Annotated in this window: 28 protein-coding genes, 4 tRNA genes and 1 pseudogene; 27 read left to right on the top strand and 6 right to left on the bottom strand. The window is 59.1% G+C overall.

The window, feature by feature from the left end; all coding sequences use genetic code 11:
• Positions 1–91: 91 nt before the first annotated feature.
• From OK409_RS07605 to OK409_RS07595, 3 genes are all read left to right on the top strand, one after another.
• Positions 92–167 (top strand) — tRNA-Gly (locus OK409_RS07605).
• A gap of 40 nt (positions 168–207) precedes the next feature.
• Positions 208–281 (top strand) — tRNA-Cys (locus OK409_RS07600).
• A gap of 10 nt (positions 282–291) precedes the next feature.
• Positions 292–378, top strand: a tRNA-Leu gene (locus OK409_RS07595).
• A 135-nt stretch (positions 379–513) separates the two neighbouring features.
• Here the strand turns inward: OK409_RS07595 and OK409_RS07590 are convergent.
• Positions 514–750, bottom strand: coding sequence for a hypothetical protein (locus OK409_RS07590; protein WP_223565690.1), 237 nt, complete (start codon positions 748–750; stop codon positions 514–516).
• Between the two features lie 235 nt (positions 751–985).
• On the opposite strand from OK409_RS07590, the gene OK409_RS07585 reads away from it, so the two are divergent.
• Together OK409_RS07585 and OK409_RS07580 are read left to right on the top strand one after the other, a co-directional pair.
• Positions 986–1,058: transfer RNA gene (locus OK409_RS07585), tRNA-OTHER, on the top strand.
• 179 nt (positions 1,059–1,237) lie between these two features.
• Positions 1,238–2,089: a substrate-binding domain-containing protein gene (locus OK409_RS07580; RefSeq protein WP_167432694.1), complete on the top strand. Its 852-nt coding sequence runs from the start codon at positions 1,238–1,240 to the stop codon at positions 2,087–2,089.
• 31 nt (positions 2,090–2,120) lie between these two features.
• On the opposite strand, the gene OK409_RS07575 is transcribed toward OK409_RS07580, so the two are convergent.
• Positions 2,121–2,282 (bottom strand): hypothetical protein, encoded by a 162-nt coding sequence (locus OK409_RS07575; protein ID WP_164973015.1) that lies wholly within the window; start codon positions 2,280–2,282, stop codon positions 2,121–2,123.
• Between the two features lie 193 nt (positions 2,283–2,475).
• Between OK409_RS07575 and OK409_RS07570 the strand changes: the two genes are divergently transcribed.
• Positions 2,476–2,676: a DUF6404 family protein gene (locus OK409_RS07570; protein WP_010246478.1), complete on the top strand. Its 201-nt coding sequence runs from the start codon at positions 2,476–2,478 to the stop codon at positions 2,674–2,676.
• A gap of 34 nt (positions 2,677–2,710) precedes the next feature.
• On the opposite strand, the gene OK409_RS07565 is transcribed toward OK409_RS07570, so the two are convergent.
• The 4 genes from OK409_RS07565 to OK409_RS07550 all read right to left on the bottom strand — a co-directional run bounded on the left by OK409_RS07565 (position 2,711) and on the right by OK409_RS07550 (position 6,304).
• Complete coding sequence (locus OK409_RS07565; RefSeq protein WP_264366938.1) at positions 2,711–4,216, bottom strand: SulP family inorganic anion transporter; 1,506 nt, start codon at positions 4,214–4,216, stop codon at positions 2,711–2,713.
• A 139-nt stretch (positions 4,217–4,355) separates the two neighbouring features.
• Positions 4,356–4,616 (bottom strand): biofilm/acid-resistance regulator YmgB/AriR, encoded by a 261-nt coding sequence (locus OK409_RS07560; RefSeq protein WP_010246474.1) that lies wholly within the window; start codon positions 4,614–4,616, stop codon positions 4,356–4,358.
• A gap of 390 nt (positions 4,617–5,006) precedes the next feature.
• Positions 5,007–5,414 (bottom strand): DUF2000 domain-containing protein, encoded by a 408-nt coding sequence (locus tag OK409_RS07555; protein WP_010669809.1) that lies wholly within the window; start codon positions 5,412–5,414, stop codon positions 5,007–5,009.
• Positions 5,415–5,455: 41 nt separating this feature from the next.
• Positions 5,456–6,304 (bottom strand): AraC family transcriptional regulator, encoded by an 849-nt coding sequence (locus OK409_RS07550; protein WP_264366937.1) that lies wholly within the window; start codon positions 6,302–6,304, stop codon positions 5,456–5,458.
• A 145-nt stretch (positions 6,305–6,449) separates the two neighbouring features.
• On the opposite strand from OK409_RS07550, the gene OK409_RS07545 reads away from it, so the two are divergent.
• From OK409_RS07545 to OK409_RS07445, 21 genes and pseudogenes are all read left to right on the top strand, one after another.
• Positions 6,450–6,881 carry a MarR family winged helix-turn-helix transcriptional regulator gene (locus OK409_RS07545; protein ID WP_010669811.1) on the top strand — a complete coding sequence of 144 codons (432 nt, stop codon included), beginning with the start codon at positions 6,450–6,452 and terminating at the stop codon, positions 6,879–6,881.
• Positions 6,882–6,883: 2 nt separating this feature from the next.
• Positions 6,884–8,569: an MFS transporter gene (locus OK409_RS07540; protein ID WP_264366936.1), complete on the top strand. Its 1,686-nt coding sequence runs from the start codon at positions 6,884–6,886 to the stop codon at positions 8,567–8,569.
• Positions 8,566–9,660: an HlyD family secretion protein gene (locus OK409_RS07535; protein WP_010669812.1), complete on the top strand. Its 1,095-nt coding sequence runs from the start codon at positions 8,566–8,568 to the stop codon at positions 9,658–9,660. Before OK409_RS07540 ends, OK409_RS07535 begins: the two co-directional genes overlap by 4 nt.
• Positions 9,657–11,042, top strand: coding sequence for an efflux transporter outer membrane subunit (locus OK409_RS07530; RefSeq protein ID WP_413629554.1), 1,386 nt, complete (start codon positions 9,657–9,659; stop codon positions 11,040–11,042). The genes OK409_RS07535 and OK409_RS07530 overlap by 4 nt, the downstream gene beginning before the upstream one ends.
• Positions 11,043–11,298: 256 nt before the next feature.
• Positions 11,299–11,684: pseudogene (locus OK409_RS07525) on the top strand (hypothetical protein).
• 230 nt (positions 11,685–11,914) lie between these two features.
• Positions 11,915–12,646, top strand: coding sequence for a beta-ketoacyl synthase chain length factor (locus OK409_RS07520; protein ID WP_264366935.1), 732 nt, complete (start codon positions 11,915–11,917; stop codon positions 12,644–12,646).
• On the top strand, positions 12,639–13,439 hold the full coding sequence (locus OK409_RS07515; protein ID WP_228312211.1) for a lysophospholipid acyltransferase family protein: 801 nt from the start codon (positions 12,639–12,641) through the stop codon (positions 13,437–13,439). The genes OK409_RS07520 and OK409_RS07515 overlap by 8 nt, the downstream gene beginning before the upstream one ends.
• 13 nt (positions 13,440–13,452) lie before the next feature.
• Complete coding sequence (locus OK409_RS07510; protein ID WP_010669816.1) at positions 13,453–13,710, top strand: phosphopantetheine-binding protein; 258 nt, start codon at positions 13,453–13,455, stop codon at positions 13,708–13,710.
• A gap of 16 nt (positions 13,711–13,726) precedes the next feature.
• A complete protein-coding gene (locus OK409_RS07505; protein WP_010246453.1) occupies positions 13,727–13,981 on the top strand; it encodes an acyl carrier protein in 255 nt (84 codons plus the stop codon).
• A gap of 7 nt (positions 13,982–13,988) precedes the next feature.
• Positions 13,989–14,552, top strand: coding sequence for a hypothetical protein (locus OK409_RS07500; protein ID WP_264366934.1), 564 nt, complete (start codon positions 13,989–13,991; stop codon positions 14,550–14,552).
• The gene (locus OK409_RS07495) at positions 14,549–15,868 is read left to right on the top strand and encodes an AMP-binding protein (protein ID WP_319633919.1); all 1,320 of its coding nucleotides are present in this window, start codon (positions 14,549–14,551) and stop codon (positions 15,866–15,868) included. Before OK409_RS07500 ends, OK409_RS07495 begins: the two co-directional genes overlap by 4 nt.
• Entirely contained in the window at positions 15,855–16,202 is a 348-nt protein-coding gene (locus OK409_RS07490; protein WP_033786574.1) for a 3-hydroxyacyl-ACP dehydratase FabZ family protein, read from the top strand. Before OK409_RS07495 ends, OK409_RS07490 begins: the two co-directional genes overlap by 14 nt.
• The gene (locus OK409_RS07485) at positions 16,196–17,905 is read left to right on the top strand and encodes a glycosyltransferase family 2 protein (protein WP_187495685.1); all 1,710 of its coding nucleotides are present in this window, start codon (positions 16,196–16,198) and stop codon (positions 17,903–17,905) included. Before OK409_RS07490 ends, OK409_RS07485 begins: the two co-directional genes overlap by 7 nt.
• Positions 17,898–18,311, top strand: a complete 414-nt coding sequence (locus OK409_RS07480) for an acyl-CoA thioesterase (protein WP_010246444.1) — start codon at positions 17,898–17,900, stop codon at positions 18,309–18,311. Before OK409_RS07485 ends, OK409_RS07480 begins: the two co-directional genes overlap by 8 nt.
• On the top strand, positions 18,305–18,913 hold the full coding sequence (locus OK409_RS07475; RefSeq protein WP_045140526.1) for an outer membrane lipoprotein carrier protein LolA: 609 nt from the start codon (positions 18,305–18,307) through the stop codon (positions 18,911–18,913). Before OK409_RS07480 ends, OK409_RS07475 begins: the two co-directional genes overlap by 7 nt.
• Complete coding sequence (locus OK409_RS07470; RefSeq protein WP_264366932.1) at positions 18,900–21,206, top strand: MMPL family transporter; 2,307 nt, start codon at positions 18,900–18,902, stop codon at positions 21,204–21,206. The genes OK409_RS07475 and OK409_RS07470 overlap by 14 nt, the downstream gene beginning before the upstream one ends.
• The gene (locus tag OK409_RS07465; RefSeq protein WP_033779437.1) at positions 21,203–21,775 is read left to right on the top strand and encodes a DUF3261 domain-containing protein; all 573 of its coding nucleotides are present in this window, start codon (positions 21,203–21,205) and stop codon (positions 21,773–21,775) included. Before OK409_RS07470 ends, OK409_RS07465 begins: the two co-directional genes overlap by 4 nt.
• Positions 21,772–22,932, top strand: a complete 1,161-nt coding sequence (locus OK409_RS07460; RefSeq protein WP_264366931.1) for a beta-ketoacyl-[acyl-carrier-protein] synthase family protein — start codon at positions 21,772–21,774, stop codon at positions 22,930–22,932. The genes OK409_RS07465 and OK409_RS07460 overlap by 4 nt, the downstream gene beginning before the upstream one ends.
• Positions 22,922–23,398 carry a 3-hydroxy-fatty acyl-ACP dehydratase gene (locus OK409_RS07455; protein WP_010246435.1) on the top strand — a complete coding sequence of 159 codons (477 nt, stop codon included), beginning with the start codon at positions 22,922–22,924 and terminating at the stop codon, positions 23,396–23,398. The genes OK409_RS07460 and OK409_RS07455 overlap by 11 nt, the downstream gene beginning before the upstream one ends.
• Complete coding sequence (locus tag OK409_RS07450; protein ID WP_060679923.1) at positions 23,395–24,126, top strand: 3-ketoacyl-ACP reductase FabG2; 732 nt, start codon at positions 23,395–23,397, stop codon at positions 24,124–24,126. The genes OK409_RS07455 and OK409_RS07450 overlap by 4 nt, the downstream gene beginning before the upstream one ends.
• Entirely contained in the window at positions 24,123–25,358 is a 1,236-nt protein-coding gene (locus OK409_RS07445; RefSeq protein ID WP_171820328.1) for a beta-ketoacyl-ACP synthase, read from the top strand. Before OK409_RS07450 ends, OK409_RS07445 begins: the two co-directional genes overlap by 4 nt.
• Positions 25,359–25,473 lie beyond the last annotated feature (115 nt).

The raw sequence follows: 25,473 nt of genomic DNA, 5'->3' as shown, positions 1-25,473 counted from the left end.
TGCGTCATCTAAGTAGAATGCATCGCATCGAACGGCAGCCAGGCTGCCAGAAGATAAATAAAATCAGCAGGTTCGACGAAATTGCTGAATTGCGGGAATAGCTCAGTTGGTAGAGCACGACCTTGCCAAGGTCGGGGTCGCGAGTTCGAGTCTCGTTTCCCGCTCCAGATTCGCAGGTCAGGTTAACCTGACGGCACATCAGTTTAAGGCGCGTTGGCAGAGTGGCTATGCAGCGGATTGCAAATCCGTGTACCTCGGTTCGACTCCGGGACGCGCCTCCAGTTACACCCTGCCCGGGTGGTGAAATCGGTAGACACAAGGGATTTAAAATCCCTCGGCTGTAAGGCTGTGCGGGTTCAAGTCCCGCCCCGGGCACCATATTTCTGCCGAAGAAAATCTAATAAAATAAAAGCAATATGCAGTAATGTCGTAACCGCCCAAGGGCGGTTTTTTTGTGCCTGCTATCTGGCGGATACGGCGACTGCAACCTCCGTTTAGCGGTATAAGCCGGCATCAGCCCCGGGAGCTGAATACCAGCTCATCATCAGTGTCACTCACCAGCACCATCCGTTGCGCCTCACCACTGGAAGAGACAAAGGTCACTTCATGGCCGATGCTGATATCATCAAAGGCGTCGGTTGGCTGTGACTGCTTCCGGATCTCCAGTACCATCCGCGAGGGATAGGGTTTATCATTGACCGTATCAATATGATAATTGGCGGTAAAATTCAGTTCGGGTTGATCAACCACATAAAATTGTCCTGACGGCATAGTCTTGACCTCTGCAAAATGTTGGCCATAAGTCCCGGTCGGAACAGGCTGCCTGAAACTTAAGGTTAGCTGAATAATCAATGCCTACAGGCAGCAGCACCTCTTTTTTGATTTCATACGACGGTTGCAAAAATACCTGCCGCTTGCGCTTGCCTGGTCAGAAAGTCGTACTACGCTTCTTGTTCACATAGCGCGGCTTTTCCAGGCACGCCATTCGGGCATGGTATAAAGGTATTACTGCAACTCTTAACGGGTTGACGATGCGGGTTCAACTCCTGCTGCCCGGTCCCTCTCCTGCATCTACGTTAACGCCAGCCTTATCCCTTTTGGGTTTCTGCCGATCTATTCCAATTACATCCGATTTCACTCATTTTTGCGGCCTGTGTCGAACTCTGTAACCTGTTGAAACGTTGTGGTTTACCGTATTGTGGTGACTATTGTTTGCCGTCGCAGAGAATTAATGCCAATGATTACACCTTTCACACCTGACTTAACTGAACCGGCGGCCCCTCCGGTTATCGGTGTTGTCGCCAGCCAGTTGCTTAATCCGTATCAACAAAAAATGCTGGACGAAGTGATGCGCCAGCTTAACGCGCGCGGTGTTATCTCGGTGCTAATGAGTGCCGAAACCGACGTCACACTGACCGCACTCATCCGGCAGGCTACACCACTCGGGCTGCGTGGTTTGCTGTTACTCCCCGGTAACCGCGTTACTGATGCCTGCCATTTGCCGGTGCTTCAGATTGACGCTGAGCCTGAACTGCAGGCGGATGCACTGCGGGCGGGTGAGGTGACAGCGGAATTATTGCTTAAACAGGGGCATCAGCGGTTTGGCTTTATGCAGGGCCAGCCAGGCGAACTGGCGCAAAAACAGGGCTATCGCGCCTCTCTGCTGGCGGCAGGTATGGCGCTGAACGCCGAACTGACTGTGGGGAGTGATGATCGCGACTGCGCTTATCAGGCGATGATGTCTTACCTGAAAAAGACACGTGCTGCTGAGCGTATCCAGGCACTCTTCTGTGAAAGCGATCTGATGGCCTTTGGTGCAATGCAGGCGATTCGGGATTTTGGTCAGGGTATCCATCTGGCAGTGGCAGGTTTTGGTGATAGTGAGGAAGCCCGTAGCTCAACCTGGCATCTTACCAGCTGGTCACCTGACATCCGGCAGATCGCTGGCCGCGCGCTGGATCGCTGGCTGGGACAGCAGGCAGGCAACAGCAGTGCTGAAGAGCAGGGGCAATTACAGCGGCGTCACTCTCACGCAGGCAAAGTGCTGCCGGGTGAGATGTCAGCCTGCGGCTGCGCCTTCCGGCATTAACCAGCCCGCAACGCAGGCTGGCAGAATAATGTCAGGCCTGCGGTTGTCCTGCCGGGCCGCTGCCGCCGGGTGCGCCCACCGGCTGCTGCCCGCCAGGTGGTGGCGGGGCATCTCTGCCCGGTTGCGGCGGTGCACAGGCCGTAAGCGTGGCGAGGATAGCCAGTGTGGATAACAGATAAGCAGTACGTTTCATCGTAATTCCCCGATCAGGTAAGCGGAACGTTGAGTATAGAGAATTGCAACAAAACCGCCCGGACAGGGCTAAATCATCAACACGCATGGCAAATTGTCGACGATTATTTGAGACGCCTCGCAACTCGTGCATGCTGGCAATGCGTTTCAGGCCGGAGCGCGCTAAGGTAGCGCTTCATTTAAGAGGAGTCGTTATGAATGGCATGATGAAGTTCGTCCGCGGGTGGCTGGTGTTCTCTGTACTGTGGGGCGTATTCATGTGGTTTATGTCATGGCAGCAGCAGGGCAAAGAGCCTGGTCTGGCGATTCTGACAAGTCTCTACGCCGGTTTAATCTACCAGGCGCTGATTACCATGGTTGGCCGCTACCGCGCGCGGCGGCAACAGGCTGAGTGAGTTCTGCTGCCGGAGAGGCAGCAGAAAGGCGTCTTTAGCCGAAATTACCGGTCAGGCGCTGATGGAAGTCCGTGCTGCGTGGGTCCAGCCCCTCAATGGTCACCTCTGCACCATAACGCTGATAGCGATACTCAATGCCATCCAGCGCCGCGACGCTGGACGCATCCCAGATCTGCGCGTGCGTTAAATCGATAGTGACCTTTTTAGGGTCATGGGCATAATCGAAATGCTCAAACAAATCGTTGCTGCTGGCGAAAAACAGCGGGCCGCGCACCACATAGCGCACCGACTCGCCATCTTCGCTCAGCTGACGCTCCGCATGAATAACGTGCGCAATACGGCGGGCAAACAGCAGCATAGCCAGGATTACCCCAGCCAGAACGCCCAGTGCCAGATTACCTGTCCAGACAGTCACCGCTACCGTCAGCACCATAATCAGCGTCTCTGACCACGGCATACGTTTCAGGGTAGCGGGTTGCAGGCTATGCCAGTTAACGGTTTTCACGGCCACCACCATCATGATCCCGGCCAGTACCACCATCGGGATTTGCGCCATAATCCGGCTCAGTCCGGTCACCAGTAACAGCAGCACCAGACCGGCGGCCACGGTGGAAACCCGGCTGCGCGCCCGGCCCAGCTCAACATTGACGATGGTCTGACCTATCATCGCGCACCCGGCGATACCGCCATAAAAACCCGCCAGAATATTCGCCACGCCCAGGCCCCAGGATTCACGACGCTTACTGGAGGGAGTATCGGTCAGGTCATCGACCAGTTTGGCGGTCAGCAGTGACTCCATCAGCCCGACAAAGGCGATGCTCAGGGCCGTGGGCCAGATAATCTGCAGGGTCTGCAGGTTAAGTGGTACCAGCAGGCTGTTAAAACCGGGCAGACCGGGACTCATCGGCCCTTCATCGCCCACGTTCGGCATGCGATAGCCCATTAGCAGCGCGACGGCAGTCACTACCACAATGGCAACCAGCGGTGAAGGAACACTTTTTATCAGACGCGGCAACAACAGCACGATAGCCAGTGTGACGGTAAAGAAGATCCACACCAGTGATGACTGTCCCCAGACGTGCGGCACCTGAGCAAAGAAAATCAGCACCCCGAGCGCATTCACAAATCCCAGCATCACCGAACGGGGAATATAACGCATCATGCGCGCCAGACCGGCCACACCAAACAGAATCTGAATGACGCCGCCCATCACCACCGCAGGCAGAATATATTCAACGCCGTGCAGATGGACCATCGGCCCGATAACCAGCGCCACTGAACCCGCAGCCGCTGTTACCATCGCCGGACGTCCGCCCAGTATCGACAGGGTCAGGCAGAGCACCACGGAGGCGACGAGGCTGACTTTAGGGTCTACACCGGCAATAACGGAAAAGGAGATCACTTCAGGGATCAGCGCCAGCGCGGTAATCACCCCGGCCAGGCATTCGCGGGTCAGCAGCGCAGGCGAACGCAGAACGCGCCCTACACTGATATCGCCCGCCACAACGTCGGTTGCGGCAATATCATTGGTTTGAGTCATAAAAGATTGCAGGCTCTTTAGTTATTTTGCTCCCGCGCGAGGGGCGGGAAGATCAGGATAAACAGTGAGGGGCAGATAGTACCGGGCGACTGGCGAAGATACCAGAAAAAGGCGGATGACTCCCTCCGTGGAGTCGATGCTACAGTGAAAAATCGTCCGGGGTTTTATGGACCACCAGTTCAAGCAGCTGTCGGTAGATATCCAGTAATTCCCTGTCGCTTTCCAGCTCCAGCCGATGAATAAGCTTTGAGATAATCGCTTTATTGTTCACTGGCATGCCTGACTGCAAAATTTCTGCAACCAGGATACCCAGCATCTCCATCTCGCTGGCGGGTTTATTGGCGGCAGGATTAAAATAATCAGCAATTTCCTGATTGGTCCGGGGAAGAATATATTGCATGTGTAAGCCCTTCAGAACAGCACGATTCCGGTTCGGATGTCAGGACAAAAGCGATCAAAAAAACCACCGCATGGACAGATGCGATGGTACCAGTGTCACAAATTGAACAGAAAAAATAACCTCTGAAGGTGGAAATCCACTGACACCTTCAGAGGCGACGCAAGTGCATCATTCGTTACAGAGTCGCATGACAACTCGTGGCAGTAAACTTATACAATGAAGCCCAATCTGTACAATCGGATTCTTTAACAAAGTGTGCTATTTGATACTTATCAGCAGCTTATAAGGACTATTCCGAAACGAAAGCTGTACAAGTAACCTGTACAAACGGCGGGGCCGAGGGGCGGGAGGGGAAAAACAGGAAGCCATGACCAGCTTCCCGCAAAAAGATTAGCTGAATAGCGCCAGTTTTGCCGTCAGCTTTCGCAGGGCTTTTTTATCGCCGACGATGGCGACGCCCAGCAGGCGCCACTGCTGACGCGGTTGCTGTCGCAGGACGGCGCTCAGCGCCTGATAATCGGTAGTGGTCTGGCCCTCTTCCGGAAACAGCACCAGATCGTATTCAGCCTGTTCGCACTGTTCCCGCAATGCACTGAGCTGCTCGTCAGTCGCGGCCAGCACCGGAATGCCGGTGGTGATCAAACCGGGAGAAGGGCGCCTGTCAGCATCCTCCAGGGTGTCGCCAACCAGCGCCGGATGTCGCTGTCCCAGGGTTAATGCCATCACGGCGGCAGCATTGGTGGCTTTGCCAGGCGGCAGAGCGGCATTGAGTATCATTACACAGCGTGGGTCTTGCATTGCGCTTCTCCTGACTAAAAAAACGCATTGTGGCAAGTGGCTTAACCCAGGTCTGGAAGATTTGTGCAGGCGTGCTGATAACGGGAAGGGGTAAGCTGGCAGGCGCGTTTGAACCAGCGGCCCAGGTGACTCTGATCGGCGAAACCCAGCGCAGCTGCCACATCGGCGACGGGCTGGCCCTGCGCCAGCTGACGACGCGCCTGGCTCAGCCGCCACTGCACCAGCCAGGCGTGGGGCGGTAAACCCCAGTGAGTCTGGAACAGACGCGATAACCGGAAGCGATCCACCTGCAGGTGCTGCGCCATCTGCTCCAGGCCGGGATTATCCGCATGATGGGCAATCAGCCAGTCACGCGCCTGCAGTGCCAGCCGGGCATCTTTATCCGGGGGCTGAGCGGGCAGTGACGACTGCCGGTGCGGGATGAGCTGCCCAAACATCCGGTCCAGCGCCGCCTCTTTGATGATGGCGGGATGGTTGTGCCACAGCGCATCAAACGCATGCCAGACGGCATAAGCCAGTGGACGCTCGTCGCGCAGCGTGGCGGCAAAACGTAGCTCACGCAGTGAGGGTTTATCAGCCAGCATCGGAGCCAGGTGCTGCGCAATCTGCTGCGGCGAAAGATAGAGCATCCGGTAGGTAAAACCGCTGTCGTTGATGGCATCACCGTCATGCAGCTCCTCCGGCTCCAGCATAAAGACCGTGCCTGGTCGGCTCTGATGCTGTTTGCGCCGCGAATGAAACTGCTGTACACCTTGCTCGGTCACGCCAATCAGATAACTGTCGTGCCAGTGAGGATCATAGGCGTGTCCGATAAAATGGGCGCGCAGTGCCTCGATACCGCTGACGGCGTCACGGCGCAGATCGACCCAGTTTGCTGATGCCTGTTTCATGTTATCCGGCTCCCGGTTGCGGCCTCTGGACATTCTGCCGCGATCCACTAATTTTTAACAGACCGGACGCTTTTCATTGGCGTTTCGCTTTGCGTATAATAACGCCACCACTCAATTAGAACTCTTACTATTAGGCTGCTAACATTTGTCTCAGCACACGCGTACCTTTACCCACTTATTGCATCTGACCGCACATGCCTGGCGCCTGGCGGTGGATCGGCACCTTAAAGATAGCGGCTTAAGCATGAGCAGCTGGATGGCCATCGGGCTGATTGCCAGTGAGCCGCAACGCATGACCCAGACCGAGCTGGCACAGCTGCTGGGGCTGGAAGATGCCAGCATGGTACCGCTGGTGGATCGGCTGGTGAAACAGTCACTGCTGATGCGGGTACAGCCGCCAGAAGATCGACGTAAGCGTCACCTGGTGCTGACTGATAAGGGTAACGAAGCGTTCGCCAAAGTGAAAACCGAGGCTGACGCACTCCGTACTGAAATGCTGGCCGATATTGACCCTCAGGATCTGGCCGTGACCGAGCGCGTATTGCAACAACTCCTGAGCCGCATGGGAAGTATGTAGCAGTGGCAAAGCGAAATCCCTACGCTGCACGCGAGTGGTTGCCGCACGAAAAACCGATGCTGCCGGGATCGCCCTCGACGCCGCTGCATCCGATGCCAAAACGCCTGGCGTTTGGCCTGATCGGTTTACTTATTTCGCTGACCGGTGCGCTGAGTAACGCGCTGGTCACGGCGAATCTGGTCAACCTGCAGGGGACTTTTGGTGCCTGGTCGAATGAGATTGCCTGGCTGCCTGCGGTCTACGTGATGGGCAACATCTCTATTAACCTGCTGCTGGTGAAATTCCGCCAGCAGTTTGGCCTGCGTGTCTTTACCGAGGCGTTTCTGGTGCTGTATGTACTGGTGGCGTTTTTCCATCTCTTCGCCAACGATCTCAGTTCGGCAATCATTGTGCGCACCGCTCACGGTATGGTGGCGGCGGCGCTCAGCTCTCTGGGCATCTACTATCAGGTACAGGCCTGGCCTGCGAAACATCGCCTGAAAGCGCTGGTGATTGGCCTGACGGTATCGCAACTGGCTATCCCGCTGGCCCGCTTATTCTCTTCGGAATTACTGCAGCTCAACGAGTGGCGCGGCCTCTATCTGTTTGAACTCGGCCTGGCGCTGATTGCGCTGGGCGGGGTACTGCTGGTGAAACTGCCACCGGGCGATCGCATCAAAACCTTTGAAAAGATGGATTTCGTCACCTTTATCCTGCTGGCACCCGGTATGGCGCTGCTGTGCGGCGTACTGACGCTGGGCCGTATTGAGTGGTGGTTTACCACGCCCTGGCTCGGTATCTGTACCGCGATCGCCCTGACGCTGATTGTCGCTGCGATCGTCATTGAGCATAACCGGCGCAACCCGCTGATCAATACCCGCTGGCTCAGCAGCGGCATGATGGTGCGGCTGGGCATTGTGATGATCATGATCCGTATCGTACTGGCGGAACAGAACACCGGTGCAATCGGCTTTCTGCAGCAGATTGGCTTGCAGAACGATCAGATGCGCGGTCTGGCGCTGGCGATCATGGCCGGGGTTATTGCGGGCATCGCCGCCAGTGCGCTGACCATCAAGCCCAATCATCTTAACTGGCCGATTGTCACCTCGCTGGTGGTGATGATTATCGCCTCGCTGATGGATGCGCAATCCAGTCCGCTGACCCGCGCCAGCAATATGTATTTCAGTCAGTTTCTGCTGGGCTTCAGCAGCGCCTTTTTCATGGCACCCGCGATGCTGATGGGCATTGGCAGCGTGGTGACTCAGCCGAAAAATCTGGTGAGCTTTGTGGTGCTGTTTGGCATGAGTCAGAACCTCGGCGGGCTGATCGGCTCGGCTATTCTTGGCACGTTTCAGGTCTGGCGGGAAAAATATCACTCCAGCCTGCTGGGCGATCAGCTCTCACTGCTCGATCCCAACGTCTCCGAACGGCTCAGTCAGTATAATGCGCTGTTTAATTCGCTGGTGGGTGACGACGTTCTGCGCGGCGCGCAGAGCACCAGCCAGTTACAGGTAATCGCCACGCTGCAGGCCAACGTGCTCGCTTATAACGACACCTACCTGTTAACCGCTGCGCTGGCACTGGTCACCCTGATGTGGGTGATCTGGCGTTTGACCCGTCGTCGTTATCTTGACTGGCGTCAGGCGCAATTTAACCTGCGTGAGCAGCAACAGCTGGCCGCATTACAGGAATCAACGGAGAAACAATGAGTCAGCAGGATGAGCTTCAGGCGGCGGAACGCGAACGCGCGAATCGCCGCCGTATTCTTTCTATCGCCGCAGGCAGCGGCATTGTGGTGATTGGTGTACTGGTTATTCTTTATGCCTGGCAACTCTGGCCCTTCACCAGCGCAATACAAAGCACCGAGAATGCCTATGTGCGCGGTCAGGTGACCTTTATCAGCCCGCAGGTTAATGGCTATCTCACCTCAGTCGAAGTGATCGATCTGCAGCCGGTGAAAAAAGGGCAGTTGCTGATGACGATTGACGACCGTATCTATCGCCAGCGGGTGCATCAGGCGCAGGCGCAGCTGGCGATGAAGCAGGCGGCGCTGAACAATAACCTGCAGCAGCGTCGCAGCGCAGAAGCGACCATCCAGAGCAATAAAGCGGCACTGGAGAATGCCAAAGCACAGGCGCTGAAAAGCGGCTTCGATCTGAAGCGTGTCGAAAATCTCACGGCGGATGGATCCCTGTCGGTGCGCGAGCGCGATGCCGCCCGGGCCGCAGACGCCCAGGCGCAGGCGCAGGTACGTCAGGCTGCGGCGCAGATCGCCGTCGCCCAGCAGAATCTGCAAACCGTCATCGTTAACCGTGACGCGCTGAAAGGCGATGTCGACAGCGCCCGCGCCGCGCTGGAGCTGGCGGAGATCGATCTGGCGAATACCCGGATTACCGCGCCCGATGATGGCCAGCTCGGCCAGCTGGCGGTCCGCACCGGCGCCTATGTCACGGCAGGTACGCGCCTGACCTCGGTGGTGCCTAATCACAAATGGATTATCGCGAATCTGAAAGAGACCCAGCTGGCAAATATTCGTCCTGGCCTGCCGGTGACGATTCGGGTCGATGCGCTGGATGGCAAACGCTTTACGGGTCAGGTTGAATTTATCTCTCCGGCCGCAGGCTCAGAGTTCAGCGCGATTTCGCCCGACAACGCCACCGGTAACTTCGTGAAAATTGCGCAGCGCATTCCGGTTCGCATCCGCATCAATGACCAGGATATGCATCAGTTACGCCCGGGTATGTCGGTCGAAGTAAACATCGACACCGCCGCACAACCCGCCGGTGAGGGCGCGCCATGATGCGGCGCGGCTTAATGGTAAGCGCACTGGCACTCCTTCTGACCGGCTGCGCCACGCAGGTTGAAAAGGCACCGGCCTCTCTGCCGATCCCCGACGCCTGGCGCAATAGTGTCGGGCCATCTGCTGCGCCGGAGGCGGAGTGGTGGCGCGCTTTTCATGATGAAAATCTCAACCGGCTGGTGACGCAGGCGCTGCGCAATAACCCCGATATCCTCACGGCGCGATCCCGGGTTGACCAGTATCGCGCCCAGCTGCGCGCCACGCAGGGCGATAACTTTCCGACCCTGAGCGCCGGTGTGGCCGCGACCCGGGAGCGTACGCTCTCGTCAGTGACGGGCCAGCCCTATGAAACCGATATTTTTCAGGGCTTATTACAGGCGAACTACGAGGTCGATCTCTGGGGAGCACGCAGCAGCAGCATCACCGCATCGCAGGCGAGTTTAGCGGCGCAGCAGGCCGCTGCGTCTGCCGCCGAGCTGACCATCGCCAGTTCGGTGGCGTCAGGTTATCTCAACCTGTGCGCGCTGGATGAGCAGTTGCGGGTCACGGAGGCGACGCTGGCGACCCGCAACAATTCGCTGAAGCTGGCACAGCGTCAGTTTGAAACCGGCTACACCTCCAGGCTGGAGTGGATGCAGGCCGCCTCGGAATATCAGTCGGCCAAAGCGCAGATGCCCCAGTTGCAGCACCAGATCACTCAGCAGGAGAATGCGCTGAGCCTTCTGGTGGGTATGAACCCGCGCAGCATCGCCCGTCGTCAGCAGTTTGACCAGATTTCACCGCAGCGGATGCCTTCGCTGCTGCCATCAGAGCTGCTCAATCGCCGTCCGGATATTGTGCAGGCTCAGCGTCAGTTACTGGCCGCAGATGCCAGCCTGGCATCGTCGCGCGCTAAGCTGCTGCCTGGGCTTAACCTCACCGCGACCGGCACCCTGCAGAGTTCGGTGCTGCACCAGTTAGCGGATGATCCGTTCCGGCTCTGGAGCGTGGGCGGCAGCATCCTGGCACCGCTGCTGAACCGTGAAGCGCTGACGGCGCAGGTGGATGTCTCAATGGCGACGCGAAATCAGGCACTTTATGGCTATGAAAAAGTGGTGCGCAACGCCTTCTCGGAAGTTAACGATGCAATAGACGCTATCAGGCAGCGTGAGGCACAACTTCAGGAGCTGCAAAAGCAGGAAGCCTATGTAACGGAGGCGCTGCGCGTTGCCCGCAATCGCTATCAGAACGGCTATGCCTCCTATCTGGATGAACTGGATGCGCAGAGAACCCTGTTTTCAACGCAGCTGAATCGGGTGACTGTCAAAAATAACCTGCTGCTGGCGCAGATCGATCTCTACCGCGCGCTGGGCGGTGGCTGGACACCCGCCTCCACCCAGTAATCCTCAGACCGATCCAGTCGCAGCCAGAGTTTCTGCGGCAGGGATCGGCCTCTGCGCTGTCGCGGCGACTGCGTATATTCCCCGCTTTAATCCCCCAAATAACCCATGCATACTTCTGCTTACCTGTCTTTACATTCGGTGGTATCATGCGCGGGTTTTAAGCCAGTCAGACGGAAAAGCGCACTGAAAGCTTAGCCTGCGCGAGACGGATTATCCGTTTAACTTACTGATATAAAAATAAAAGAAGGGATTCATCATGAATAAAAAAACTATTTGCACGCTGGCCGTGGTCGCTGCGTTATTAACCGGCTGCGGCGCACTGCGCCGATTCATAACGTGAATCAAACGCTCACTCAGCGTTACAGCGACAACCAGATGAAACTGGCGATCATTGAAGCGGGTATTGGCCGGAAATGGGTGATGACTCCCGTTTCGCCTGGCGTGATCAATGGTCGTCTGGCCCAGCGTGATTTCGTGGCGACTATTCGCATCACGTATACCAGCCAGAACTACCGCATCGATTATGTCAGCAGTGAGAACCTGAAAGCGGAGCAGGGCGAGATCCACAATAACTACAACCGCTGGATTGCCAATCTCGATCAGGATATTCAGTTACGACTCTCTGCTCTTGCCGCTCAGTAATGCGTGCGCTGTCGCAATGATGTGTCGACAGACGATCAAAGCATAAAGATCTCCGGCAGCCGGCCGACAAATCAGATGAGCTGCTATTGCTGAACCACTGAGTAACCCTCTACCGTGAAGGCCTGATGCGGAATCGGCAGAGGGTTTCCCGGACGCACTTTTTTTGCAGAGGGCCGGGATAACGCCCCGATAAACGCCGATGCCACACATATGACAAAAAGAGTGTTGAGATGAGACTCGCTTACTCACTGGTCGACTGGCAGGCTCTGGCTCCGGGATTACACGGGGGCGAGGGCTGGCAGCACTGGGCGCAACAGGGCACCGTCATAGACCCTAAAGAGGCGATGGCAAAGCCGCAATTTTTACCGATGATGACAGCACGTCGTCTGAGCGGCGGCAGTCGTGCGGCGGTAGAGTGTGGGCTGGCGCTGCTCGCGCGTCAGCAGGTTGACGCTATCGTGTTCACCAGTCGTCACGGTGAACTGGAACGTAATCTGCGTATCCTCACTACGCTGGCCGATCAGCAGTCAATGTCACCTACGGATTTTGCCATGTCGGTTCACAATTCGGCGGTCGGCAGCCTGACCATTGCAGCCAAAGCACCACTGGTCTCCACCTCAATCGCCGCCGGAGTCGACTCGTTTCAGCAGGGATTGATCGAAGTCAGCGCGCTGCATCAGGCGGGTTATCAGCAGGTACTGCTGGCCGATTTCGACGGCATCGTGCCTGACTACTATCTGCCGTGGCTGCCGGAACAGCGTGTGAACTTTCCCTATGCGGTGGCGCTGCTGCTGCGCCCGGGCGACCAGCTGCACTGCACTGGCCGTGCTGGCAGAGAGGAGAGGGCAGAAACAGGGTTACCGCAAAGCCTGCGCTTTCTGCAGCATTGGCTGGCGGAATCGCCCACCTTCAGCCTGCCGGGCGAACGCCTGACATGGCACTGGGAGAGACATCATGGCTGATTGTTCACAACCGGCGCACTACACCGGCAGCCGCATGAACTATTGCTGGCGGCTGGTGATGACGGCGGTGAGTTTTACGCTGTTTGGCATAGGCGGACTGCTGCTGTCGCTGATTGGCTTCAACCTGCTGCTGCTGGTACAGCACGATTCGCTGCGCCGCCGCCTGCTGGCCCGACGCGCTATCGCCTTTAGCTTCCGTTGCTTTCTGCGATTCTGCCGGATGACCGGGGTCTATGACTACCGGATTGAAGGCGCAGAGCTGCTGCAACAGGATCGCGGATGCCTGATTGTCGCCAATCATCCATCATTGATCGACTACGTGATGATCGCTTCGGTACTGCCAGAGATGGATTGTCTGGTTAAAGCCGATCTGCAAAAGAACCCCTTTATGCGTGGGGTGATCCGCGCCGCGGACTATCTGATCAACAGTGAAGCGGAGACGCTGTTGCCGGACAGCCAGCAGCGACTGGCGCGCGGCGACAATATCCTGATCTTTCCGGAGGGCACCCGCACCCGCTACGGTCATCCACTGACTCTGCAGCGCGGGGCAGCCAATATTGCGGTGCGCGCCGGATGCGATCTGCGTGTGGTTCACATCACCTGTAGCCAGCGTATGCTCGATAAACAGAGCCGCTGGTATCAGATTCCGCCGGTTAAACCGCTGTTTACCGTGCGTGTACAAACGCGAATCGACAGTCAGTCGTTTTGTGAAAGCAATCCCGACGCGCAGCCGCTGGCCGCGCGTCGCCTGACCCGCCATTTACAGCAGGCGCTGGTCCCCCAGAACAGGTAAGACGAAAACCGGTATGGATTCATTAATTAACGATATCAAACAGATGATTATCGACACGCTGAACCTTGAAGATCTCAGTCCCGATGATATAGAGACCGACGCTGCACTGTTTGGCGACGGACTGGGGCTGGACTCTATTGATGCACTGGAACTTGGCCTGGCAGTGAAAAATCGCTACGGCGTGGCGCTGTCCGCTGAGAGTGAAACCCTGCGCGCCCACTTTTTCTCTGTTGCGACGCTGGCTGCGTTCGTCAACCAACAGCGCGGCTGAAAGCGGAGACAACCTTATGATGAACAAAGAACAGATCTATCAGGAAGTGGCTTCGCTGCTGACCAGCCTGTTTGAAATTGCGCCTGAGGATATCCATCCCGAGGCACGTCTGTATGAAGATCTCGAACTCGACAGCATTGATGCTGTCGATATGGTGGTTCATCTGCAAAAACGTACCGGCCGTAAAATTAAACCGGAAACCTTCCGCGCAGTGCGCACCGTGCAGGATGTGGTGGATGCCGTGGAACAACTGATGCGCGAAGACGCCTGATCCCGCCGTGCCTGCTGCTACGCTTCGCCTGCTGAATCTGCTTACGCTACTGGCCTGGCCACTGCTGGTCTGGCTGGCGCTGACCCAGCCGCACTGGCAGGGGCTTTTCTGGCTGCTGGCACTGCTGTTTGGCCTGCGCTGGCTGCAGCTGCGTCGTCAGCAAAACGCCATGGGCGCGGTCATGGGCTGGCTGGCGCTGCTCGGTGCACTGCTCTGTGTCAGCAGCCAGCTATTACGCACTCAGCATCTGCTGCTGTGGTATCCGGTGGCGGTCAATCTGGCGATGCTGCTGGTGTTTGGCGCCTCACTCTGGAGTGCGATGCCGCTGGTGGAACGCATCGCCCGGCTGCGTGAGCCCGTGCTTCCCCCTGCGGCAGTGCGCTATACCCGCCGCGTCACCCATATCTGGTGCCTGTTTTTTATCGGCAACGGCAGCATGGCGATCTATACCTGTTTGCTGGGCGATCTGCGGCTCTGGACGCTGTGGAATGGCGGCATAAGTTATCTGTTAATCGCAGCGTTGATGAGTGCTGAATGGCTGGTACGTCAGCGCGTGAGGCGAAAAGCATGAGAGTGGCCGACTGGCTGACGGGAGACGATCGCGAGGTCGCCTGGCGCGGCGATCAACGTTTGATGCTCAGCGCGATGCATCGTCAGGTCGTGGCGCTCCGCCAGCGCTTGGCAGCACAACCGGGCAGCCAATGGGCGCTCTGTTTTGATGACAGTTACCGTTTTTGTGTGGCGCTGCTGGCATGCTGGTATGCCGGCAAAACGCCGGTGATGCCGGGTCACTGCCGCGCCGCGCTGCTGGATGAGAGGCAGGATCGGCTGGATGGCGTGCTGTGCGACATGCCGCTGGCGGTCAGCCTGCCGCTGCTGGCGTGGGACGACGCAGAAACGCAGGGGCCGCTGCCGCCGCTGCCGGAGAGTGCAGAACTGGTGCTCTTCACCTCGGGATCCACCGGCGCACCGCGTCAGGTAGTGAAGACGCTGGCGGTGATGGAGCAGGAGAGTCGCTGGCTCAGCAGCCTGTGGGCCGAACCGTTGCGGGGGTGCCGGGTCATCGCCTCGGTCAGCCATCAGCATCTCTACGGTTTATCGTTTCGACTTTTCCTGCCGATGATGCTCAGGCTGCCGTTTGCCGCCCAGCCGCTGTTTTACGGCGAACAGCTGGCCCAGCTTCCGCGCGACGTTCGCTATGCCTTTATCAGCAGCCCGGCCTTTTTATCGCGGCTGGACAGCACGCTGAAAGCGCCCGCCTGTGAACTGATTGTCTCGGCCGGTGGCGCACTGCGCGACTCTGATGCGGAGCAGGTCTGGCAGCGCTTTGGCTGTCAGGTCAGTGAAATCTACGGCAGCACCGAAACCGGCATTCTGGCCTGGCGTCAGTGCGATCGGGCGGAGGCGCCGTGGCGCCGCTTCCCGCAGGTCAGGCTGGAGCAGGTGACGCCCGATCGCTGGCAGGTCTGGTCGCCGCTGATTGCCGGTGACAGCGGGCTGCAGCTCGACGATCGACTGACTATGCAGCCGGACGGCGGATTTCAGCTTGCAGGACGCCACGATCGCATCGTAAAAATCGGTGACAAGCGCATCTCATTAAGCGAGATAGAGCGCCGTCTGACCGACCTGCCGGAAATCGAGGATGCCGTGGCGCTGGTGGTCACGCGTCATGAGCGTCAGGCGATTGGTGTCGTGCTGGCGCTGAACAGCGCGCTGGATGAGGCGGCTCTGCATCAGCGCAGGCAGCAGTGGAAACGCCAGCTGCAGCGCTGGCTGGAACCGCTGGCGATGCCGCGCTACTGGCGGATTGTGGCCACTATTCCGGTGACCACCCAAAGCAAACGCGCCTGGCCGCAAATAGAGGAACTTTTTCATGTTGCCGATTGAACGCAGCCGGGAGCTGCGGGCTGACAGCGTCACGCTGACCCTGCAGATAGATGCCGGACTCTTCTGGTTTCAGGGCCACTTTCCGCATCTGCCCATTCTGCCGGGTGTGGCTCAGCTCGACTGGGTGATGCACTACGGCGTATCACTGCTTGCGCCCGGTAAACAGTTTGCCGCCGTTGATAACATTAAATTTCAGCAGCCGGTATTACCCGACTCGCTATTGCAACTGCATCTGGACTGGGACGCTGAAAAATCCCGCCTGAGTTTCCGTTACAGCCTGCTGAAGAACGACGGCGAGCAGATCGCCAGCAGCGGGAAGATCGCGCTGTGTTAAGCGCCCCGTTTTCACCCTGCGTGGTGATCCCCTGCTACAACCACGGCGCGATGATGGCGTCAGTGCTGGCACGGCTGGCACCCTTTAATCTGCCGGTAATCGTGGTGGATGATGGCAGCGATGCGGCCACACAGCTTCAGCTGGCGACGCTGCACGCCCCGCAGCTCAGCCTGCTGCGACTCGACAGCAATCAGGGTAAAGGCGCGGCGGTGATCCACGGACTGCGGGCCGCGGCGGCACGCGGCTTCACCCATGCGGTGCAGCTTGACGCGGACGGCCAGCATCAGGCGGAAGATCTGCCGCTGATGCTGGCGGAAGCGGAGCGTTATCCCGACGCGCTGATCTCCGGTCAGCCGCTCTATGACGACTCGATCCCCAAATCACGCCTTTATGGTCGCTACATCACCCACTTCTGGGTCTGGATTGAAACGCTGTCGCTGTCGATCCGCGACAGCATGTGTGGCTTCCGCGTCTATCCCCTGGCCGCGACGCTGGCGCTGTGCGATCGCCGGGCCATCGGTCAGCGCATGGATTTTGACACCGAGATCATGGTGCGGCTCTACTGGCAGGGAACCCGCAGTCGCTTTATCCCGACCCGCGTCACCTATCCGGCCAGCGGGCTGTCACACTTCGATGCGCTCTACGACAACCTGCGCATCTCCTGGATGCATACCCGGCTGTTTTTCGGCATGCTGCCGCGCATTCCTCGTCTGCTGGCGATGCGTAAACCGTCGACGCACTGGTCTGCGGAAACGGAGCGGCGCGGACAGTGGGGATTACGTTTTATGCTGGCGGTCTATCGCTACGGCGGGCGGCTGCCCTTTACGCTGCTACTCTGGCCGGTAGTGGCGGTCTACTGGCTGAGCGGTCAGCGCGCGCGACGCGCTTCCCGGCAGTGGCTGGCGCAGGTCACTACCGCCGCGCAGCAGCAGCAGATTGCGTTACCGCCACGGCTTAACAGCTACCGCCATTTCCTGCGGTTCGCCGGGGCAATGCTGGATAAAGTGGCCAGCTGGCGCGGCGATCTGCGCTGGGGACGTGACATCGATTTTGCGCCAGGCGCAGAAGCGGTGATCCGCACACCCACGCCGCAGGGCAAGCTGATTCTCGCTTCCCATCTTGGTGACATTGAAGCCTGTCGCGCGATGGCGCAGCAGGTCAGCGGGCTGGTGATTAATGCGCTGGTGTTTACCGACAACGCCCGGCGTTTTCGGGCGGTGCTGGAAACCATCGCCCCGCAGGCGGGGGTGAATCTGATGCCGGTGAGCGATATCGGGCCGGAGACCGCTATCCTGCTGCAACAGAAGCTGGATGCGGGCGAATGGGTGGCGATTGTCGGGGATCGCACCGCGGTCAATCCGCAGCGCGGCGGCGAGCGGCGGGTGATCTGGAGCGACTTTCTGGGCCGCGCCGCGCCCTTTCCACAGGGGCCGTTTGTACTGGCGGCCGCGTTGCGCTGTCCGGTGCTGCTGATGTTCGCCCTGCAGCAACAGGGTAAACTGCGTATTCACTGTGAGCCCTTCGCCGATCCGCTGCTGCTGCCGCGTGCGCAACGTCAGCAGGCACTGCAACAGGCGGTCGATCGTTACGCAGCGCGGCTGGCCCATTACGCACTGCTGGCGCCGCTCGACTGGTTTAACTTTTTCGATTTCTGGACGCTGCCTGATCAACAGGCGCACCACAAGGAGTCTGACCATGACTGAACATCATGCTGAAGTCGTGCTGACCGTCTCATTCCACGACTGCGATCCCATGGGCGTGGTCTGGCACGGCAACTATTTTCGCTTTTTCGAAGTGGCGCGTGAAGCCCTGCTGCGCAGCATTAACTACAGCTATGGCGAGATGGCCGCCAGCGGCTACGTCTGGCCGGTGGTCGATACCCGGGTCAAATACCGCCAGCCACTGCGCTGCGAAGAGACGATCCGCGTCAGCGCCCGGATTACGGAATATGAGAACCGTCTGCGCATCGACTATGAAGTGCGAAATGCTGCCGGCCAGATCACCACCAAAGCGCATACTCTGCAGGTGGCGGTGGAGCAGGAGAGTCAGGCGTTGTGCTTTGTTTCACCCGATATTTTACTGGAACGTTTAGGAGTGAAAGGATGCTGAAAATTGTGCTTACCAGCCTGCTGCTGTGGGCCAGTGCCGCCAGCGCGATTACGCTGGATCAGCTGCAGCAGCGTTTTGCCAGCCAGCCTGTGATTCGGGCAGACTTTATCCAGACGCGTACCATTTCAGGCATGCGTCAGCCACTGGTCTCGCACGGGCAGATGCTGATCGCTCGCGAGCAGGGCTTATGGTGGCATCAGCAGACACCCTTTGTGATGACGCTGCTGCTGGATGATAAACGTATGGTGCAGAGCCTCAGCGGCCAGAAGCCTCAGGTGATCACCGCCGACAGTAACCCGCAGATGTTCCAGTTCAACCATCTCTTGCGGGCGCTGTTCCAGGCCGACCAGAAAGTGCTGAACGAGAACTTCAGCGTGGCCTTCAGCGATCGCGGCAACGGAGCCTGGACGCTGGAGCTGACGCCCAAAGCGGCGCCGCTCAACAAAATCTTCAACCGTATCTCGCTGGCGGGCAGCGCCTACCTGGACAGCATCAACCTGGATGATAAGCAGGGCGATAAAACGCAAATAGAGCTCAGCAACACCCGAATTGAACCGCCGCAGTTAAGCGACGAGGAGCAGGCGCGTTTTGCCGGGCCGTAACGATCGGCTGCTGGCCCTCCTGTGGCTGGCCCTCTGTCTGCTGCTGGCGGCTGCGCTCTCTTTTTTGCTGCCGCGCAGTCAGCTCAACAGCAGTGTGCTGGCGCTACTGCCGCAGCAGAATCTGGGGGCGGCACCGCCTGCGCTGCAGCAGGGCTTTATGCAGCGGCTGGATCGCCAGCTGGTGTGGCTGGTTTCACCCGGTGAGCAGGACGATCCCCAGGTCGCCGCCTGGTGGCTGGCCCAGCTGCGCGCGCTGCCTGACCTGAAACAGGTGCAGGGTGATCTCGACGGGCAACAGCAGCAGCAGTGGGGCCGCTTTGCCTGGCAACACCGTAACGGCCTGATCGATGAGGTGACGCGCGACCGCTTGCAGAACGGCGGCGAGGCGCAGGCTGACTGGCTGCTGGCGCAGCTCTTTTCGGCCTTCTCTGGCGTCAGCAGCAAAGAGTTGCAGGGCGATCCCCTGATGCTGGTGCGGGGTTCGCAGCTGGCGCTGGCACAAAACGCCGGGCGCATGACGCTGCATGATGGCTGGCTGACAGTAAAAGATGCACAGGGTCAGCAGTGGTATTTTCTGCATGGCGAACTGGCGAACAACGCCTTCAGTATGCAGCAAAGTCATGCGCTGGTTACCCGACTCAGCGCGCTGGAGCAACAGCTTAAAAGCCGCTGGCCGCAGGCGAAACTGCTCACGCGTGGCACGGTGCTGTTCAGCCACAACGCCAGCCAGCGTGCGCAGCATGACGTTAAAACGCTGGGCAGTGTGACGCTGGGTGGCGTTGTCCTGCTGGTGCTGCTGGTCTTCCGCTCACTGCGCCCGCTGTTGCTGACGGTCACGTCTGTGGCCATCGGCGCGATGGCGGGCACGGTGATGACGCTGCTTTGCTTCGGTGAACTGCATCTGATGACGCTGGTGATGAGCCTGAGTATTGTCGGCATCTCTGCGGATTACACGCTCTATTATCTCACCGAGCGCATGGTTCACGGCGATCAGCAGACGCCGTGGCAGAGCCTGCGAAAAGTCCGCGGCACGCTGCTGCTGGCGCTCGGGACCACCGCCATCGCCTGGCTGCTGATGCTGCTGGCACCGTTCCCGGGGCTGCGGCAGCTGGCGGTGTTTGCCGCCAGCGGATTAACGGCCTCCTGTCTGACGGTGATTCTCATCTATCCGTGGCTGGTACGCGGATTACCGGTGCGTCCGGTGCCGCTGATGGTGCCTCTGGCGCGCTGGCTTGCCGCCTGGCGTCGCCAGCGCGGGCTGCGCGTCGGATTACCGGTGGCGATGGCGATCTTCGCGCTGGCCGGTATCGCCCAGTTAAAGGTGGATGATGACATCGCCCATCTGCAAAGTGCGCCTGCGCATCTGCTGGAGCAGGATCGCCAGCTGGCAGCCCTGACCGGACAGCGCGCCGATCAGACCTGGTTTGTGGTCTGGGGCGATGATGCGCAGCAGACGCTGCAGCGGCTGGAAAAACTGGCACCGGATCTGCACCAGGCGCAGCAGCAGGGCTGGCTGCAGCACTATCGTCTGCTGCCGCTGACGTCGCTGGCGCAGCAACAGCGGGATCTTCAGCTGTTGAAACAGGCAGCACCGGATATTACGGCCCGCCTGCAGCAGGCGGGTATCACGCTGCCGGCACCGGATCTGACCCCGATGCCGGTAACGCCAGAGGCGTGGCTGTCGAGTCCGCTGAGTGAAGGCTGGCGACTGCTGTGGCTGACGCTGCCAGACGGGCGCAGCGGTGTTTTGATCCCCACCAGCGGCGTAAAAAACAGCGCTGCACTCGCGGAGCTGACCAAACAGCATCCGGGCGTCAGCTGGATTGACCGCAAATCAGGTTACGATTCGCTGTTCAGCTTCTGGCGCACCCTGCTGAGCGGGTTACTGGCGCTGGCGCTGCTGCTGATCACCCTGAGTTTTGTCCTGCGACTGGGGTTAAAGGCGGGCTTACGCAGCGCGCTGCCGTCAGTGCTGTCGCTGGCGATGGCGCTGGCAACGCTGGGCTGGATCGGCGCGTCGCTGAATCTGTTTGCCCTGCTGGCACTGATTCTGGTGCTGGGCATCGGCATTAATTACACGCTCTTTTTCAGCAACCCGCAGGGTACGCCGCTGACCTCGTTGCTGGCGGTGTCGCTGGCGATGATTACCACCTTACTGACGCTGGGTATGCTGGTATTCAGCAGCACCAGCGCGATTGCCAGTTTTGGCACAGTGTTATGCAGCGGCATCTTCAGCGCTTTCCTGCTGTCGCCGCTGGCGATGCGACCCACCCGATCAAGGAGTAAACGATGATCCGCGCCGCTCTTATTCTGCTGACGGCTCTGCTGCTCAGCGCCTGTGCCGGACCTGCACCCGACAGCAGTCGTCCCACCGCCTGGCTGAAACCGGGCGTGAAGGTGACGCTGCCACCGCCGGGCATCCGTCCCGCCTTTCAGCAGCAGCAGTTGCTGACCGGACAGGTGAAAGGCCAGAGTCAGTCACTGCTGGTGCTGCTCAGCGCCGATGAACAGCAAATTGATCTGGCCGGACTCTCCTCGGTGGGTATTCGCCTGTTCAGCCTGCGCTACGATGCCAGCGGTATTCACACTCAGCAGCTGATGCCGCTGCCGCAGATGCCGCCTGCCAGTCAGGTGCTGGCGGATATTATGCTCAGCTACTGGCCACGGGATCTGTGGCAAAAACAGCTGCCGCCAGGCTGGACGTTGCAGGATCAGGGGTTAAAGCGACGGCTGATCGATGCCGATAACCAGCTGGTTACCGAAATCGATTATCTGCAACGCGGTAATCAGCGCCAGCCCATCAGCATTCAGCAGCATGCGTTTGGCTATCAGATCCGCATTCAACATCTGGACGGCTCATGATTTACATCTCTGCCATCGGCATGCTGAATGCCCTGGGGAACAACACTCAGCAGATTGCGGCCAGCCTTACCAGGGGTGAGGCACCCGGCATGCAGCTGCGTCATGGCTGGCTGAGCGGCGACCGCGCCTGCTGGCTTGGCAGAGTTGAAGGTGATTTGCCATCGATTCCTGCTGCCCTGAGCGTGCACAACACCCGTAATAACCAGCTGCTGCTGGCCGCACTGGCGCAAATCCGTCCGGCGCTCGACGCGGCGATTGCGCACTATGGTGCCAGCAGAGTGGCAGTTGTGCTGGGAACCAGCACCTCGGGTGTGGATGAGGGCGATCAGCAGATTGCCGGCAGTCAGTCCGGTTATCACTATCAGATGCAGGAGCTGGGCGATCCCTCCCGTTTCCTGGCTCACTATCTAAGCCTGGATGGCCCGGCCTATACCATTTCAACCGCCTGCTCCTCCAGCGCCCGCGCCATTATCAGTGGTGGGCGGCTGATCGCGGCAGGGCTGGTGGATGTGGCGCTGGTGGGCGGTGCGGACTCGCTGAGCCGGATGCCGATCAACGGATTCGACAGCCTGGAGTCGCTCTCTGAACGTCGCTGCGCTCCCTTCAGCCGCGATCGCGACGGCATCTCGATTGGCGAAGGGGCCGCACTGATGCTGCTGACGCGGGAACCGCAGCCGCTGGCGCTACTGGGAGCTGGCGAATCGTCTGACGCCTGGCACATGTCCGCTCCCCATCCGCAGGGCGAGGGCGCTGAACGGGCGATGCGTATGGCGCTGCAAAAGGCGAATCTGTTGCCAGAGCAGGTGGGTTATATCAATCTGCACGGCACCGCGACGCCGCTTAACGACCAGATGGAAGCTGCCGTGATTCAGCGTCTGTTTGGCAATGCAGTGCCGTGCAGCTCGACCAAACATCTGACCGGCCATACGCTCGGCGCGGCGGGAGTGTGTGAAGCCGCCCTCAGTGCGCTGATCCTGCAAAACGATCTGCCGCTGCCCGCGCAGGATTTCAGTGAGATGGCGCCGGATGAGACGCTGCCGGATTGCGGATTGTTATTACAGCCGCAGGCGCTGCAACGGCCTGTCATCGCTTCTAACTCCTTCGCCTTTGGCGGCAACAACACCTGTCTGATTCTGGGACGCCAACATGGTTATTAATTCTCCCGCGGCACGCTGGCTGCCGCACGCTGCGCCGATGCTGCTGCTTGATCAGCTGATCGCCGTGGATGATGAGCAGGTCCACTGTCAGGTGTCGACCTGCGCCGGTGGCGTACTGACACCGTTTCTGACGCCTCAGGGTGAACTGCCCGCCTGGTTTGGCGTGGAGATGATGGCGCAAACCGTGGGCGTCTGGTCGGGCTGGCATGCAAAGCAGGGCGGCGCCACCCTTATCCCGCCCGGCATGCTGCTGGGCGGACGCGGCTGGCGGGCAGAGCGATCCCTCTTTCCCGCCAGTGTTACGCTGGATATCAGAATGACGCTGCTGATGCGCGACGACCGCATGGGCAGCTTTGAGGGCGACATTCATTACGGCACCCAGCGGCTTGCCAGCGGTCGTCTGAATACGTATCAACCCAATGAAGCAGAATTACAGCAATTGATGTCACAAGGAAATCAGCCATGACAGATTCGGTATTAGTGACGGGCGCCAGTAAAGGGATTGGCCGCGCGATTGCGTTGCGTCTCGCCCAGGATGGCTATCAGGTTATCGTCCATTTCAACCGTGACCGCGCAGGCGCTGAGCAGTGCCTGCAGCAGATCGAAACCGCAGGCGGCAGCGGCCGTGTGCTGGGATTTGATGTGGCCGATCGGGCGGCAACCCGCGCTGCGCTGGAGGCGGATATTGAGCAATATGGCGCCTATTATGGTGTGGTGAGCAACGCCGGTATCACCCGCGATGCGGCGTTTCCTGCCCTGACGGATCAGGAGTGGGACAGCGTCATCCACACCAATCTCGACAGTTTTTACAATGTGATCCAGCCCTGCGTGATGCCGATGATCGGTCTGCGGCGCGGCGGCCGCATTATCACGCTCTCGTCGGTGTCGGGGATAATGGGTAATCGCGGTCAGGTGAACTACAGCGCGGCGAAAGCGGGCATTATTGGTGCCACTAAGGCGCTGGCGATTGAGCTGGCGAAACGCAAAATCACCGTTAACTGCATCGCGCCAGGCCTGATTGATACCGGTATGGAGGGGCTGGAACCTCAGGTGATTGAGGAAGCGATGAAGATCGTGCCGATGAAGCGCATGGGCGCGGCTGAAGAGGTCGCCGGACTGGCGAGCTATCTGATGTCCGATATTGCAGGCTACGTAACGCGTCAGGTCATTTCTATAAACGGAGGCATGCTGTGATCCAGCGGGTAGTCGTAACCGGCATGGGCGGCGTAACCGCCTTTGGTGAGTCCTGGGCTGAAGTTTCGGCACGGATCCGTGCGGGCCGCAATGCGGTGCGCTTTATGCCGGAGTGGCAGATCTACGACGGGCTGCATACGCTGCTCGGCGCACCGGTGGATGACTTTGTGCTGCCGGCGCACTACACCCGCAAGCGCATCCGCGCCATGGGCCGCGTTTCGCTGCTGGCAACGCGCGCGACCGAGCTGGCGCTGACCCAGGCGGGCCTGATTGACCATCCGGTGCTGACCAGCGGAGAAACGGGTATCGCCTACGGTTCTTCCACTGGCAGCACCGGGCCGGTCAGCGAGTTCGCCACCATGCTGACCGAAAAGCACACCAACAATATCACCGGCACCACCTATGTGCAGATGATGCCGCATACCACGGCCGTCAATGCCGGACTCTTTTTCGGCCTGCGCGGCCGGGTGATCCCGACCTCCAGCGCCTGTACCTCTGGCAGCCAGGCGATTGGCTATGCCTGGGAAGCGATTCGTCACGGGTATCAGACGGTGATGGTGGCTGGTGGCGCTGAAGAGCTCTGTCCGTCGGAAGCCGCGGTGTTTGACACCCTGTTTGCCACCAGCCAGCGTAATGACGCGCCGCACACCACGCCCGCACCCTTTGATCAGCAGCGCGATGGTCTGGTAATTGGCGAAGGGGCGGGCACGCTGATCCTTGAGTCGCTGGAACATGCCCTGGCACGCGGTGCAACGATCTACGCCGAGATCACCGGTTTTCATACCAACTGCGACGCCGCCCATATTACTCAGCCGCAGCGAGAAACCATGCAGATTTGCATCGAGCGGGCGTTGCAAAGCGCCGGTATCACGGCCGCAGACGTTGGTTATGTGAATGCGCACGGCACCGCCACTGAACGGGGTGATATGGCCGAAAGTCTGGCGACGGCGGCGGTGTTTGGCGAAACGACGCCGATCTCTTCGCTGAAGTCATATTTTGGCCATACGCTGGGTGCCTGTGGGGCGCTGGAAGCCTGGATGAGCATTGAGATGATGCGGGAAGGGTGGTTTGCGCCAACCCTGAACCTGACGCAACCGGCAGCAGATGGCGGCCAGCTGGATTACATCATGGGTGAGCCGCGTGAGATTGAAACCGACTATATCCAGAGCAACAACTTTGCCTTTGGTGGCATTAACACTTCATTGATCTTCAAACGCTGGCGCGGCGTCTGATCTCAGGCCCGTGCCGCGCTGGCACGGGCCAGTTTATTTTTCGGACGAAAGAACCGGACGATAATCAGCCTTTCATCTACACTGTCACTCACCGCATCACTCCCGGCGGCCCATG

Origin of the sequence: Pantoea sp. RG18 (genome assembly GCF_025910075.1) — a bacterium.
Classification (GTDB): Bacteria; Pseudomonadota; Gammaproteobacteria; order Enterobacterales; family Enterobacteriaceae; genus Pantoea; species Pantoea agglomerans.
This window is presented reverse-complemented; position numbering and strand designations above follow the sequence as displayed.

Excerpts from the sequence above, each read along its gene's own strand:
- OK409_RS07505 (WP_010246453.1), top strand. The coding sequence starts at position 13,727 with ATGATGAACAAAGAACAGATCTATCAGGAAGTGGCTTCGCTGCTGACC.
- OK409_RS07560 (WP_010246474.1), bottom strand. The coding sequence starts at position 4,616 with ATGCAATATATTCTTCCCCGGACCAATCAGGAAATTGCTGATTATTTT.
- OK409_RS07565 (WP_264366938.1), bottom strand. The coding sequence starts at position 4,216 with ATGACTCAAACCAATGATATTGCCGCAACCGACGTTGTGGCGGGCGAT.
- OK409_RS07460 (WP_264366931.1), top strand. The coding sequence starts at position 21,772 with ATGATTTACATCTCTGCCATCGGCATGCTGAATGCCCTGGGGAACAAC.
- OK409_RS07520 (WP_264366935.1), top strand. The coding sequence starts at position 11,915 with ATGAGACTCGCTTACTCACTGGTCGACTGGCAGGCTCTGGCTCCGGGA.
- OK409_RS07535 (WP_010669812.1), top strand. The coding sequence starts at position 8,566 with ATGAGTCAGCAGGATGAGCTTCAGGCGGCGGAACGCGAACGCGCGAAT.
- OK409_RS07515 (WP_228312211.1), top strand. The coding sequence starts at position 12,639 with ATGGCTGATTGTTCACAACCGGCGCACTACACCGGCAGCCGCATGAAC.
- OK409_RS07580 (WP_167432694.1), top strand. The coding sequence starts at position 1,238 with ATGATTACACCTTTCACACCTGACTTAACTGAACCGGCGGCCCCTCCG.
- OK409_RS07570 (WP_010246478.1), top strand. The coding sequence starts at position 2,476 with ATGAATGGCATGATGAAGTTCGTCCGCGGGTGGCTGGTGTTCTCTGTA.
- OK409_RS07480 (WP_010246444.1), top strand. The coding sequence starts at position 17,898 with ATGACTGAACATCATGCTGAAGTCGTGCTGACCGTCTCATTCCACGAC.
- OK409_RS07510 (WP_010669816.1), top strand. The coding sequence starts at position 13,453 with ATGGATTCATTAATTAACGATATCAAACAGATGATTATCGACACGCTG.
- OK409_RS07450 (WP_060679923.1), top strand. The coding sequence starts at position 23,395 with ATGACAGATTCGGTATTAGTGACGGGCGCCAGTAAAGGGATTGGCCGC.
- OK409_RS07475 (WP_045140526.1), top strand. The coding sequence starts at position 18,305 with ATGCTGAAAATTGTGCTTACCAGCCTGCTGCTGTGGGCCAGTGCCGCC.
- OK409_RS07550 (WP_264366937.1), bottom strand. The coding sequence starts at position 6,304 with ATGAAACAGGCATCAGCAAACTGGGTCGATCTGCGCCGTGACGCCGTC.
- OK409_RS07530 (WP_413629554.1), top strand. The coding sequence starts at position 9,657 with ATGATGCGGCGCGGCTTAATGGTAAGCGCACTGGCACTCCTTCTGACC.
- OK409_RS07455 (WP_010246435.1), top strand. The coding sequence starts at position 22,922 with ATGGTTATTAATTCTCCCGCGGCACGCTGGCTGCCGCACGCTGCGCCG.
- OK409_RS07490 (WP_033786574.1), top strand. The coding sequence starts at position 15,855 with ATGTTGCCGATTGAACGCAGCCGGGAGCTGCGGGCTGACAGCGTCACG.
- OK409_RS07465 (WP_033779437.1), top strand. The coding sequence starts at position 21,203 with ATGATCCGCGCCGCTCTTATTCTGCTGACGGCTCTGCTGCTCAGCGCC.
- OK409_RS07495 (WP_319633919.1), top strand. The coding sequence starts at position 14,549 with ATGAGAGTGGCCGACTGGCTGACGGGAGACGATCGCGAGGTCGCCTGG.
- OK409_RS07575 (WP_164973015.1), bottom strand. The coding sequence starts at position 2,282 with ATGAAACGTACTGCTTATCTGTTATCCACACTGGCTATCCTCGCCACG.
- OK409_RS07555 (WP_010669809.1), bottom strand. The coding sequence starts at position 5,414 with ATGCAAGACCCACGCTGTGTAATGATACTCAATGCCGCTCTGCCGCCT.